This is a genomic window from Winogradskyella sp. 4-2091, assembly GCF_045765065.1.
In the GTDB taxonomy this organism is placed as follows: domain Bacteria; phylum Bacteroidota; class Bacteroidia; order Flavobacteriales; family Flavobacteriaceae; genus Winogradskyella.
Genome location: NZ_JBJKOD010000001.1, coordinates 102,113 through 115,474, shown reverse-complemented (window position 1 = coordinate 115,474; position 13,362 = coordinate 102,113). Strand labels below are relative to the sequence as shown.

The following is a 13,362-nucleotide window of genomic DNA, read 5'->3' as shown; positions in this document are numbered from 1 at the left end:
GCTTAATTAAGCACTTTTTCTTGCATTATGTTGCGCTAAATCTGCTCTAGAATATATATCTGAAAGATCTACACGTTGGTTTACAACTTCTCCGATAATAATTATTGCAGGATTAGTTAACTGTTTTTCTTCCACTATAGATTCTATATTAGAAATTGTTCCTATACCAACCTTTTCATTTGCTCTTGTTCCATTTTGAATAATGGCTATTGCAGTTTCTGCTTTACCTTCATTTGAAAAAATTTGTACAATTTCTGAGAGTTTGCTCATTCCCATTAAAATAACAACTGTTGCTGTAGATTTCGCTGCCAAAGCAATATCTCCTGAAATCTTATGCGATTGTGTAGTTCCCGTAATTACCCAAAAACTTTCAGATACATGTCGTTTAGTTAATGGAATTCCTTGTGATGCAGGTACAGCTGCAGAAGATGACACACCTGGTACAAATGCAACTTCTATTGCATATTCTTTAGCATACTCTAATTCTTCTGAACCGCGACCAAAAATAAATGGATCACCTCCTTTTAAACGTACCACATGACCGAACTTAAGTGCACGCTCTACAATTAATTCATTGATTTGATTTTGATGATACGCGTAGCATCCTTTTTGTTTTCCTACAAAGATTAACTCAGCATTTGGTGCTGCATATTCTAATAATTCTACATTAACTAATGCATCATATAAAATTACATTTGCCGACTTAATTACTTTTATAGCTTTCACTGTAATTAGATCTATATCTCCTGGACCTGCGCCAACTATGGTTAATCTTGGTGTCATACTATTAAATTTTAACTTCAACTTGCGATTCTCTATAATCTCTAACAGCTTTCAAAAATTGCTCTGCTGCTTTTATATAGCTACTTGCAAATTCTTCCTTTGGTGCAAACTCTTTTATTTGATAGATAATATCTGCGAAAGAACTTCCTAAATCTATACCTCCTGTTTCAACAAATAATTCATCAAATTGAGAGATTATATTAGCATGTGTATTTGTTTTCTTGTTCTCTGCTAACAATGATGCTTTTGCAGAATTGACCATGGATTGATAAGCGTAATAAATAGCTCCAGAATACACTCTGTTCTCAAAAGCCTCTTTTGCATTATCTATTTTTTCATCACTTTCTAAAAATAGTGTTGCGATTAAATCAATTACAACACCTGCACATTCACCAATACCAATCTCTTTAACATATTTTTCGTCTTCTCCCCAATCAATAAAATCATCTTGAGTTAAATTGGTAACATCTTGTAAGTCGCTTAAGAAATTATAAAAGTATTTTTCTCCTTTCTCCTTATAATAATCAACAAATTGTAGGCCATTTGCATTCGCCTCAAAATCATCTAAGACTCTTCTTAAAGCTTCAGGAGCTCTTTTACTTGGTACTTTTACTACCTTATCTGCAAACGCACCGTTTCCATTTCCTAAATTTCCACCACCTAATAATACTTGTAATGCTGGCGCAACTAACTTTTCTGGTGTTCTCACAGTCATACCTTGAAAACCTATGTTTGCCATGTTGTGCTGTCCACAAGCGTTCATACAACCACTAATCTTAATAATAAGATCTTCGTTCTTTAAATACTGAGGATATTCGGTTTTTATCACTTTTTCCAATTCCACAGTAATCCCAGTACTACTTGCAATACCTAAGTTACAAGTATCTGTACCTGGACAAGCTGTAATATCTACTGCCTTGTTATAACCAGCTTCTACAAAACCTAATTTCTCTAATTCTTGATAGAAAAAAGGAACTAATTCTTTCTTTACAAATGGAATAACAATATTTTGACGTAAGGTTAAACGAATTTCTCCAGCCGCATATTTATCAACTAAATCTGCCAACAAACGTGCTTTATCTGTATAAAAATCTCCTAATAAAACTTTAATCCCAATAGCGACAAAACCATCTTGTTTTTGAGGAATTAAATTCGTTGACTTCCATAAATTAAAAGCTTCTTGATCTTTTATTTCAACATAAGGTGTTTCTACAGAAACTGGTGTTGATGGCACGTAAGCTTCTGCATCAATAGCCACTGTTTTTAATTCAATGGCGTTTTGCTCTTGTTCTATTAAATCTCTAAAAGCTTCTAAACCAATATCTTTTAATAAGAATTTCATCCTTGCCTTAGCACGACTCTTACGTTCACCATAACGATCAAAAACCCTTAAAACTCCTTCCATTACTGGAATAATTTTATCAGATGGTAAAAATTCATATAATGTTTCTGCATGACGTGGTTGAGAACCTAATCCTCCTGCAGCCATTACTTTAAATCCTCTTTCTCCATTTTCAATTTTAGCAATAAACCCTAAATCGTGTAAATATGATAAGCCTGTATCTTCATCTGTTGAAGAAAATGACACTTTAAATTTACGTCCCATTTCTTGACAAATTGGGTTACGTAAGAAGAATTTATATAAAGCGTCAGCATAAGGAGATACATCAAAAGGTTCATTTATATCTATACCAGCCGTTTCAGAAGCTGTAACGTTTCTTACTACATTTCCACAAGCCTCACGTAAGGTTACATCATCACGTTCTAACTCTGCCCATAATTCTGGTGTTCTGTTTAAATCTACATGATGAATTTGAATATCTTGACGTGTTGTAATATGTAATCTTCCTCTAGAATATTCATCTGAAACTTCAGAAATTCTGCGTAATTGATTGCTCATTACTTTACCATAAGGCAACTTAATTCTGATCATTTGTACTCCTGCTTGGCGCTGACCATAAACTCCTCTGGCTAACCTTAGGCTTCGAAATTTTTCTTCGTCAATTTTACCATTATTAAAAAGCTCAATTTTATTGGCTAATTCAATAATATCTTTTTCAACGACTGGATTTTCTATTTCTGTTCTAAAACTTTGCATGTGTTCTATTTATTGAAAGTGAATTCCACATTCTCTGTTAAGAAGTGCTTTTATTGGATCGAAGTAATAACCATTTTTATCTAATTGACGCTCTTCAATATAAGTATCTAAATCAGCATCACTCCAGTAGTAAAAAGGACTTACTTTAAGTATACCATCTTTACTATAACTTAAAATGTCTTTTTTGTTTCTATATTCCGTTTGTCTAACTCTAATATTAGTAAACCATATATCTGGATTTTGCTCTTTTAAGGCACGTCTAAATGGTTCTAACTTTACTGCTTCTGAAAAAACAGCATGATTATCATCTTCTAAACTTGGCAGACCTATTGTTGTATCAATTTCTTCTTTAGTGTATAAACTCTGATATTTAAGAATATTAAGTTTATACTTTTCAATTAATTTGGAAGCATGCTCATAAGTACTTGGCTGATTATAAAGTGTATCACACCAAACCACTCTTATATTTTTATCGAGTTGAGACATAGTGCTTAATAAAACAGATGAGTATATACCAAAACTGGTGGTAACAATATAATTGTCTGAAAGCTGTAATGCCCATTCTGCAATTTCACTAGGTGTTTTATCCCTTAGTTTTTTGTTCCAAATGTCTATATCTATGTTTATCATTTCGTTATTTTAAATAATTCAAAGGCATTTTAAGAGAAAGAAAGTATGATGTCTAATAACTAAAATCTTCTACTATTGCACTTTGCATTAATTGCTATTAATTTACTAATCCTTAAACCCTATCGGTTTAATAGGATAATGCAAACATAAAACATTTATTTGAATGAATCATGTGAAAAATTCGAAAAAATAAGTGTGAAAAATTCAGAATCTGCTAATTAGACAAATCTGCTAAGGTTGTATTACGAAATATTTCTAAAGTATTATCGCGCACTTTTAGCATGAGTTTATTTACTGCACAAACATCTTCGTCTGTGCAATCGTCGCATTTTTCGTAAAAATTTAAACTCACACAAGGCACCATTGCAATTGGCCCCTCTAATAAGCGCATAACCGTAGTCATAGGGATTTCTTTAGGGTCTTTTAATAAATAGTAACCTCCTCCTTTACCTTTTTTAGAACCTAATAATCCATTTTTTCTCAAGGATAGCAAGATACTCTCTAAGAATTTTCGAGATATATTTTCTGATTGAGAAATGGTAGAAATTTGTACAGGCATACGGTCTTCTTGCCTAGCTAAATAAACTAATGCCTTTATTCCGTATTTTGTTTTTTTTGATAACATTAGGTTATAATACGTGTTTTAATAACAATATACTAATTTGTTGTGTGTGATTTATCTAAAGCGTAAAATGTTGCCTGTACATAATCGTCATCATTACCTGAGTTGTTGACATGATAAACTCCTGCTTTAAAATACATATATTGACCACCAACATTAAAACCACTATTAACCATATCTATAGTTTTAATTACATCTGGTTTACCTTCTCTTATAATGGTACATGTTAAACTATCGCCAACAACTTTAATTGTATAACTAAACACTTCATTTAAAGCAATTCCATCTTCAGGATTTGCTGCACTATTACTTCTTGAGCCAATCATTTCATGCCATTGTTCATCACCATTACCATCTGTTGGCTCATGAGCAAAATAAATTGATCCCAATTCATTGTTCAATAATTTTCTATAATAAATACGAATAGGCTCATCATTATTTGCATGAATTTGACCAATTATTACACGACCAATATGACTACTGCTCCCTGTTGTCGTAACGTGATTAACCGCAAGTGTAGCATTCATTACACCATCATAAGCAGCAGCAGCATTAATGTCTGAAGTTGGAGCAGTACCAAAAACCCAGTTATTTCCGTTTACGCCTTGAGTACCTATACTCGTGTTAGTTCCTCTTAACATTTCTCGTAATTCAACCCTAGTATAACTCGTATTTTCGGATGTTGTAAAACCTGCCACTGGACATTTAAACACCATTCCACCATCTGAAGCTGTATAGAAATAAGAGCTGTTTTGATAACCTTGTATATCGCTTACTGAAATCGTTGAAGCTGTACCGTTTCCTTGGTCATCAGGTATACTTAATTTCCATGTAGATAAATCAAAATTATCAGAAGGTGGATTGTTTGGGTCTAAAACACCTGTTTCTTCACCTGCTGCTTGAGATACTGAAACAACTCTCGAAATATTACCACCAGAAACTGTTACGCTTCCTGTTCTATTATTGAAGGTTGTATTAGTCTGCGCAGTAACATAAACGGTACCATTATCAGATCCACTAATTGGTGAAACAGTAATCCAATCTGCGTTTACACTTACGCTCCAATCTAAATTAGAGGCCACTGTAATGTACTGAGTTTGTTCATTTGCCGTAAATTCAGAAACTCCAGTTAAGGTTAAATTTTCTGTAACATCATCTTCATCAGAATCCTTAGAACTACAACCAAATAGAACTGTAAAAATCAATAAAGAACAAGCCAAGGATAATAATTTCATGCGTGTATAATATTTTGTAAAAAGTCTAAAATACGTGACAAAACGAATACTTGATGATAATTTATATAAAATAAGTAATCTTCGTTTTGAAGGATTTATAAACCCATGCAACAAAAATAATAAAATAAATCATAAGCATTTAACGCTAAAAAAAACATAAAAAAAATGAAATGGATTTAATATTCATTTAATTTTTCTACTTTTGCATTATCAAAATTTAGAGGAAAAATTTGATCTGATTGCAACCTCTGACGTTGAAAAATTTTCAGCCGAAACAAAAAATGCTAAAGCAGTAAGTTAAGGACTTCTCTAGCGACCAAGCAATCTCATTTTTTTCATAACACGATACCTAAAAATAGGATTTATGGCATATTTATTTACTTCAGAAAGTGTTTCTGAAGGACATCCAGACAAAGTTGCAGACCAAATTAGTGATGCATTAATAGACAACTTTTTAGCTTTTGATAAAGAATCTAAAGTGGCTTGTGAAACATTAGTAACAACAGGACAAGTAGTATTAGCTGGTGAGGTAAAATCAAACACATATCTCGACGTACAGAAAATTGCAAGAGACACAATTAACAAAATAGGATATACTAAAAGTGAGTATATGTTTGATGGTAATTCTTGTGGTGTTTTCTCTGCTATTCACGAACAGTCTGAAGAAATTAATCGTGGTGTAGACAGAGCTACAAAAGAAGAACAAGGTGCTGGTGACCAAGGAATGATGTTTGGTTATGCTACTAGCGAAACTGATAACTACATGCCTTTGGCTTTAGATTTATCACATAGAATTTTAATTGAACTTGCAGAACTACGTCGTGAGAATAAAGATATAGATTACTTAAGACCAGATTCTAAAAGTCAAGTAACTATAGAATATAGTGATGACAACACCCCTCAGCGTATAGACTCTATTGTGGTTTCTACACAGCATGATGAGTTTGATACTGATGATGTAATGTTAGCAAAAATTAGAAAAGATATTGTTGAAATATTAATACCTAGAGTTATTGCTAAATTACCAGAGCACATTAAACCTTTATTTAATGATGATATAACATACCATATCAACCCAACTGGAAAATTTGTAATAGGTGGACCGCATGGAGACACAGGTTTAACTGGTCGTAAAATTATTGTAGATACTTACGGCGGAAAAGGTGCACATGGTGGAGGTGCTTTTTCTGGTAAAGATCCTAGTAAAGTAGATAGAAGTGCTGCATATGCTACAAGGCATATTGCTAAAAACTTAGTCGCTTCTGGTTTATGTGAAGAAGTATTAGTACAAGTTTCTTATGCTATTGGAGTCGTAGAACCAATGGGTATTTTTATTGAAACTTACGGTACCTGTCCGTTTAATTTAACTGACGGCGAAATTGCTAAAAAAGTTGAAAAAATCTTTGATATGCGACCAGCAGCAATTGAAGAGCGTTTAAAATTACGTCAACCAATGTATAGCGAAACTGCAGCATATGGACATATGGGAAGACAGCATGAAACGGTAAGTAAATCTTTTACACAACCAAATGGTGAATCTGTAACGTTAGATGTAGAATTATTTACTTGGGAAAAACTAGATTACGTTGATAAAGTAAAAGCTGCTTTTAATATTTAAAATCAGTTTACACTTACAGAAAAGACCCTAGCTAAATTTAGTTAGGGTCTTTTTTTTTACTTCTCCTGTTATGTCTTACTTTTTTAAATAGGTAATAAACGAAAAAGCATAAGCATGCTTTTCATCAGCATCATGTGTTTTTCTGCTGACTTCTTGCCATTTTGTTTTATCAATCTCTGGAAAATAAGTATCAGCATTTTCAAAATTAGAGTGCACTCTAGTGATTTCTAATTTATCTACTAAAGGCATGGCTTGTTTGTAAATTTCTCCTCCTCCAATAATAAATGGCTGTTTATCAAACCTTGCTGCGTCAATTGCATCGTCTAATGAATTTACTACAATTACTCCTTCTGGTACTTTATAGTCTTTCTGCCTAGTAATAACGACATGTGTTCTATTTGGTAATGGCTTTGGGAAACTTTCAAAAGTTTTCCGTCCCATTATAATATGGTGACCATTTGTTAATGATTTAAAATGCTTAAGGTCGTCACTTAAATGCCATATTAATTTATTGTCTTTCCCTATGGCATTATTTTCTCCAGCAGCAACTATGATTGTTAACTCAGTTGCCTTTTTTTTTTCTATTTCTATAGCGCCATCTTTAACTTCATTATAAGCTTGTGTTTGAGCTATTTTAGTTTCTTCCTTTACAAAGTTTTCCTTCAATTTATTAATTCTATTTTGTTGTTGGTTTACTAACTTCTCTAATTGCTGTTTCTCCCATGCTTTACCCATAAACTTATTGGTGATAAATACACTTACAAAATGGTAAATAAGTAAAAACAACCAGCCAATAATTGCAAACACAAACCAGTTAATACCAGCAATTTTAAAGTTTTTTCCAATCCCTAAAACGGTTTCAGATAAAATTAAAATAATAGATCCAATTAAAAACACCACAAAATGAATGTACAAACGCTTCTTTTGCTTAATTCGTTTTTGAGCATTTTCTATAAGCTCTAATTGGTCTTTATCTATTGTAGAAACTTGTTTTTTCTTCCCAAACATGATCTTAATTTAATAGTATAAAGATACCTTTTTTTTCATTTTAATATTACTGTATCATTTAGAGTTGCTAAAAATTTTCATTTCGCAATCGATTTAGTTGAAAATCAGGCATAAAGAATTCATTCTCAGGATTGTTAATCCATTAAAATTAGAGTTTATTTATTATTTACTTCAACAAAATGCAAAGTCAAAATTGAGAAATTCATAATTCTTTAGTTTTAAGTTTCTTAATAGATTAATGATGTCTTATTGTTTTATACTTTTGCCTTGTAATTAAATTAATTATTATGGCAATTAAAAAGCAGTATTTAAAAAGCAAGCCTGTTTGTAAGGTAACATTTTCTGTACCTGCAGAAGAGGCAAAAAGTGTAGTTGTTGTTGGAAGCTTTAACGAGTGGAACGCAAAAAAAGCTACTAAATTAAAGAAATTAAAAAACGGTACTTTTAAAGCAACTGTTGATTTAGAAAAAGACAATTCTTACGAATTCAGATACCTTGTTGATGGTAAATCTTACATCAATGATGAACAGGCGGATTCTTATGCTTGGAGTGACTTTGCTGGAGCAGAGAATGGTGTTATCAACTTATAAGATACTACATTATCTATAAATATAAAAAGCGTTTCGATTTATTTCGAAACGCTTTTTCTTTAATAATTACTTCTTAAATTTATATAGCAACCTTACCTTTAATGTGAGCATGCGGATTATAATCTACTAAGGTAAAATCTTCGAATTTAAAGTCGAAAATATCTTTTACATCCGGATTTAAAATCATTTTAGGTAATGGTCTAGGCTCTCTAGATAATTGTAATTCTAATTGCTCCCTATGATTATTATAAATATGCGCATCACCAAATGTGTGAATAAAATCGCCTGCTTCATAACCACAAACTTGTGCCATCATCATAGTAAATAAAGCGTAAGAGCCTATATTAAAAGGTACACCTAAAAAGATGTCTGCACTACGTTGATACAGTTGACAAGATAATTTTCCATCTGCCACATAAAATTGAAAGAATGCATGGCAAGGCGGTAAAGCCGCTTTTCCGTTAGCTACATTCTCTGAAAAAGATTTAGATGTATCTGGTAAAACAGAAGGATTCCATGCAGAAACCATCATTCTTCTACTATTCGGATTATTTTTTAAAGTTGAAATAACTTCTTTTATTTGGTCAATATCTTCACTGGCCCAATTACGCCACTGATGTCCATAAACAGGTCCTAAATCGCCATTTTCATCAGCCCATTCATTCCAAATTCTTACACCATTCTCTGTTAAATACTTAGTATTTGTATCGCCTTTTAAGAACCAAAGCAGCTCATATATTATAGATTTCAAATGTAACTTTTTGGTCGTTACCATGGGAAAACCTTCACTTAAATCGAATCGCATTTGATAACCAAAAACAGAGGTTGTACCTGTCCCTGTTCTATCTCCTTTTTCGTTGCCTTCGGCTAAAACGTGTTTTACTAAGTCGTGGTATTGTTTCATGTGCACTTCCCACAAAAGTGAGAATCCTTTTAAATTAAACTAAAATTTTGTTGAGATGAGATGCTTAAATTGAAGATTCATATTTTTTTAACTAAAGTAAATCAAATGAATAAACTAGTTCAGCATGACAGCTTACGAAAATAAAAAAAAAGCATCAAAATTGAATATTTGATGCTTTACTATATATGATAAGTTATTAACTATAATTTTAAAGATCCCTGTTTTTGCAAGAATTGGCTACCCAATAATCATACCTGCAATGGTAGCCGAAATCAACGAGGCAATTGTCCCTCCTATTAGAGCTTTCATACCAAATTTAGATAGCTGCTTACGTTGTCCTGGTGCCAAAGAACCAATACCTCCAATTTGAATTCCGATGGATGCAAAATTTGCAAAACCACATAGCATATATGTTGCCATTATTATTGATTTCTCATATGTTAGATGAGTTGTATTAGCAACATTCTTTAAATCTGCCAATTGTATATAGCCAATAAATTCACTGGCTGCTAGTTTGATTCCTAATAATTGCCCCATTAACATCATGTCTTCTTTAGCCACACCAATTAACCACATTAATGGTGCGAATACAGTCCCTAAAACAGCTTCGAGAGAAAAGTTTTGATATGGTGTATTTGCGGCCATCCAGCCATTTAGAGATGTAACATCCCCTACCCAACCAAGTATACCATTTATCATTGCAATAAACGCAACAAAGACTAAGAGCATTGCTCCTACATTTACAGCAAGTCTTAAACCTTCTGTTGTTCCGTTAGCAATAGCATCTAGAATATTTGCTCCAATTTTTTCTTGAGATACTGCAACATCAGTATTTACTTTTTCAGTTTGCGGAAATAATATTTTAGAAATAACAATGGCGCCAGGTGCAGCCATTACTGAAGCTGCTAATAAATGTTTAGCATAAAATAAACGTAGAGCAGGATCATCACCACCTAGAAAACCAATATAAGCTGCAAGCACTGCTCCTGCAACTGTTGCCATTCCACCTATCATTACAAGCAGAATTTCAGACTTTGTCATTTTTTCTAAATACGCCTTTATTAATAATGGAGCTTCAGTTTGCCCTAAGAAAATATTTCCTGCAACACTCAAACTTTCCGCACCTGATATTTTTAAAGCTTTAGATAACAACCATGCCATTGCTTTTACTACCTTTTGTATTATTCCAAGATAGAATAATACAGATGTCAATGCAGAAAAGAATAATATGGTAGGCAATACTTGAAATGCAAAGATGAATCCATAAGAATTCACATCCATAACTCCACTAAATAAAAATTCGCTACCTGCTCTGGTAAAATCTAAAATATTTATAAATACTTGTCCAATGCCTTCAAAAGCATTTTTAATGAATTCAACTCTTAAAACTCCTACAGCAATTAGTAATTGAAACGCTAGACCAATACCAACTGTTCTCCAATTAATTGCTTTACGATTACTACTAAATAAAAAGGCAATAAATATTAAAGAAATCATACCTAGAATACCACGCCAAAAACTAGTGAAAGTAAAGCCTTCACTTTTAATAATAGCATCATCCGTTACTGCTTGTATTATATAACTAGGATGCCCTTCTGATACATATGTAAGAACGTCATCTCCCTTTTTTAGTTGTAATGTTGTTGTATCTTGTTTTAAGATTTCATAATATATATCAACCGTTGTAGGGACTTTTTGTTTAAAAACTATAAGATTATTATTTTGAAGCCAAACACCTTTGTTATAGCTGCTATTAAGAATAGATTCATATTCTCCATTTTTACTTAGATTCAGAAATTCTTTACCTTTTGAAAATTGTTTTTGCTCTTGAATACTATCTGGATAGCTTTCATAAATTGTATATTCAAATAACTGCCAATCTTTAAGTTTTGAATCTTCAATCTCAGATATTTGGAGTGGAACATCTTTTCTGGTTTCTATGTTAATGGAATCATTTATGGGTTTTTCAAGTTCTTGTGCTGTAATTGATGAGAGTCCAATAAATATAGCAAGAAAGGCCTTGAAAAAATAATTCATAAAATGTAGTGTTAGTTAGCGTTTAGAAATTTCGTCTCTTAATTTAGCAGCCGTCTCATAATCTTCATTATTAACTGCTTCATCTAGTAGCTTGTGTAGTTCTTCTAGAGACGTGTTTTTATAACCTTCTTGTTCTACTGAAGCAGCTTCAATTTCTTCAACAATAAGGTCATCAACAAGAATACTATCTTGTTCTTCGTCTTCCTTTTTAGGATTAACTTTTAGATAAATACCTGCTTTATCTAAAATATTTTTATAAGTGAATATTGGTGCCTGAAAGCGCAACGCTAAAGCTATAGCATCACTAGTTCTTGCATCAATTATTTCTTCAATTTTATCGCGTTCGCAAATTAAACTTGAATAAAACACACCATCTACCAGCTTGTGGATAATAACTTGTTTTACCACAATATCAAACCGATCAGCGAAGTTTTTAAATAAATCATGAGTGAGAGGACGAGGAGGACGTATTTCCTTCTCTAAAGCAATAGCAATAGATTGCGCTTCAAAAGCACCAATAACTATTGGTAGCTTTCGATCTCCATCAACTTCATTAAGTATTAAAGCGTAGGCACCATTTTGGGTTTGACTGTAAGAAATGCCTTTTATATTTAAACGAACTAAACTCATAATTTACAAAACACAAAGAACTGTTTAAATTTGGACTTTACCAACTGCAAAATACAGATTTGGCTAATTTCCCCTATACTTTCGATAAAATGTTAGTATAAAGGAGTTTTCTAAATTTAAACAGTCCTTATTGTTACCTTATCTATTTGAATAGATAAAATATTGAATTTTAAAGGTAATAAAATTATGCGTTTGCCGCTTTAAAAGCTTTTAATTTTTCAATTAATTTTGGAACAACCTCAAATGCATCGCCTACAACACCATAATCTGCAGCTTTAAAGAAAGGTGCTTCTGGGTCTGTATTTACTACAACTTTTACTTTAGACGAATTAATACCTGCTAAATGCTGAATAGCGCCTGAGATACCAATTGCAATATATAAATTAGAAGCTACAGGCTTACCTGTTTGACCAACGTGCTCACTATGTGGCCTCCAACCCAAATCTGATACTGGTTTAGAACATGCCGTTGCTGCCCCTAATACTTCGGCTAATTCTTCAATCATCCCCCAATTTTCAGGTCCTTTTAGACCTCTTCCTCCTGAGACAACAACTTCTGCATCGGCAATACTTACTTTGTCAGTAGCTTTATCTACAGACTCTACAGATACTCCAGAATCTGGAACTGATGGAGAAAAGTCTTCAACTGAAGCACTTCCTGCTGATTCAACAATACCAAATGAATTATTAGATAAACCTACAATTTTTACATCTGTAGTAATTTCTGTATTGGCAAATGCTTTGTTTGTAAATGCAGAACGTTTTACTGTAAATGGAGATACGTTAGATGGCGCAGCTACAACATTAGACACATAACCAGCATTTAAACCTACTGCCAATAATGGCGCTAAATATTTACTATCTGCGCTAGAACTAACCACAACTACTTTTGCATCTTCACTCTTGGCTGCTTCGTTTATAACTGCTGCATATTTCTTAGCATCAAATGACTTTAAACTATCATCATTAACTAAAAGTACTTTTGAAGCTCCATAATTCCCAAGTGTTTCAGCTTGCTCTGCATTAATAGCAACAGCTGTCACTGAACTACCCATTTGGTCTGCCACCGCTTTAGCGTAAGAAACTACTTCTAGAGCTGTTTTCTTTAATTTTCCGTTTTCGGATTCTGTATATACTAGAATTGACATAATTTTCTGTTTTGTCATTCCTGCGAAGGCAGGAATCTATTATTATTATAATTTATTTGC

The 13,362-nt window shown here is 32.7% G+C and carries 12 protein-coding genes; 2 read left to right on the top strand and 10 right to left on the bottom strand.

The window, feature by feature from the left end; all coding sequences use genetic code 11:
- Nucleotides 1-6: 6 nt before the first annotated feature.
- The 5 genes from cobA to ACJBCC_RS00450 all read right to left on the bottom strand — a co-directional run bounded on the left by cobA (nucleotide 7) and on the right by ACJBCC_RS00450 (nucleotide 5,368).
- Nucleotides 7-783: a uroporphyrinogen-III C-methyltransferase gene (gene cobA / locus ACJBCC_RS00470; protein WP_407556110.1), complete on the bottom strand. Its 777-nt coding sequence runs from the start codon at nucleotides 781-783 to the stop codon at nucleotides 7-9.
- 4 nt (nucleotides 784-787) lie between these two features.
- Nucleotides 788-2,881, bottom strand: a complete 2,094-nt coding sequence (locus ACJBCC_RS00465) for a HEPN domain-containing protein (protein WP_407556109.1) — start codon at nucleotides 2,879-2,881, stop codon at nucleotides 788-790.
- A gap of 9 nt (nucleotides 2,882-2,890) precedes the next feature.
- Nucleotides 2,891-3,511 (bottom strand): phosphoadenosine phosphosulfate reductase family protein, encoded by a 621-nt coding sequence (locus ACJBCC_RS00460; RefSeq protein WP_407556108.1) that lies wholly within the window; start codon nucleotides 3,509-3,511, stop codon nucleotides 2,891-2,893.
- Between the two features lie 214 nt (nucleotides 3,512-3,725).
- Entirely contained in the window at nucleotides 3,726-4,136 is a 411-nt protein-coding gene (locus tag ACJBCC_RS00455; protein ID WP_299098912.1) for an Rrf2 family transcriptional regulator, read from the bottom strand.
- Between the two features lie 32 nt (nucleotides 4,137-4,168).
- Nucleotides 4,169-5,368: a polysaccharide lyase family 7 protein gene (locus ACJBCC_RS00450; protein WP_407556107.1), complete on the bottom strand. Its 1,200-nt coding sequence runs from the start codon at nucleotides 5,366-5,368 to the stop codon at nucleotides 4,169-4,171.
- A gap of 364 nt (nucleotides 5,369-5,732) precedes the next feature.
- Between ACJBCC_RS00450 and metK the strand changes: the two genes are divergently transcribed.
- Nucleotides 5,733-6,986, top strand: a complete 1,254-nt coding sequence (gene metK, locus ACJBCC_RS00445) for a methionine adenosyltransferase (protein ID WP_407556106.1) — start codon at nucleotides 5,733-5,735, stop codon at nucleotides 6,984-6,986.
- 75 nt (nucleotides 6,987-7,061) lie between these two features.
- Here the strand turns inward: metK and ACJBCC_RS00440 are convergent, their stop codons facing one another.
- Nucleotides 7,062-7,994 (bottom strand): dihydrofolate reductase, encoded by a 933-nt coding sequence (locus tag ACJBCC_RS00440; RefSeq protein ID WP_407556105.1) that lies wholly within the window; start codon nucleotides 7,992-7,994, stop codon nucleotides 7,062-7,064.
- A 287-nt stretch (nucleotides 7,995-8,281) separates the two neighbouring features.
- On the opposite strand from ACJBCC_RS00440, the gene ACJBCC_RS00435 reads away from it, so the two are divergent.
- The gene (locus ACJBCC_RS00435; protein WP_299098905.1) at nucleotides 8,282-8,584 is read left to right on the top strand and encodes an isoamylase early set domain-containing protein; all 303 of its coding nucleotides are present in this window, start codon (nucleotides 8,282-8,284) and stop codon (nucleotides 8,582-8,584) included.
- 79 nt (nucleotides 8,585-8,663) lie between these two features.
- Here the strand turns inward: ACJBCC_RS00435 and ACJBCC_RS00430 are convergent, their stop codons facing one another.
- The 4 genes from ACJBCC_RS00430 to ACJBCC_RS00415 all read right to left on the bottom strand — a co-directional run bounded on the left by ACJBCC_RS00430 (nucleotide 8,664) and on the right by ACJBCC_RS00415 (nucleotide 13,302).
- Entirely contained in the window at nucleotides 8,664-9,488 is an 825-nt protein-coding gene (locus ACJBCC_RS00430; protein WP_407556104.1) for a thymidylate synthase, read from the bottom strand.
- 237 nt (nucleotides 9,489-9,725) lie between these two features.
- Nucleotides 9,726-11,525, bottom strand: a complete 1,800-nt coding sequence (locus tag ACJBCC_RS00425) for a NupC/NupG family nucleoside CNT transporter (protein WP_407556103.1) — start codon at nucleotides 11,523-11,525, stop codon at nucleotides 9,726-9,728.
- A 15-nt stretch (nucleotides 11,526-11,540) separates the two neighbouring features.
- On the bottom strand, nucleotides 11,541-12,155 hold the full coding sequence (locus ACJBCC_RS00420) for a bifunctional nuclease domain-containing protein (RefSeq protein WP_407556102.1): 615 nt from the start codon (nucleotides 12,153-12,155) through the stop codon (nucleotides 11,541-11,543).
- A 184-nt stretch (nucleotides 12,156-12,339) separates the two neighbouring features.
- Nucleotides 12,340-13,302, bottom strand: coding sequence for an electron transfer flavoprotein subunit alpha/FixB family protein (locus ACJBCC_RS00415; protein WP_299098900.1), 963 nt, complete (start codon nucleotides 13,300-13,302; stop codon nucleotides 12,340-12,342).
- Nucleotides 13,303-13,362 lie beyond the last annotated feature (60 nt).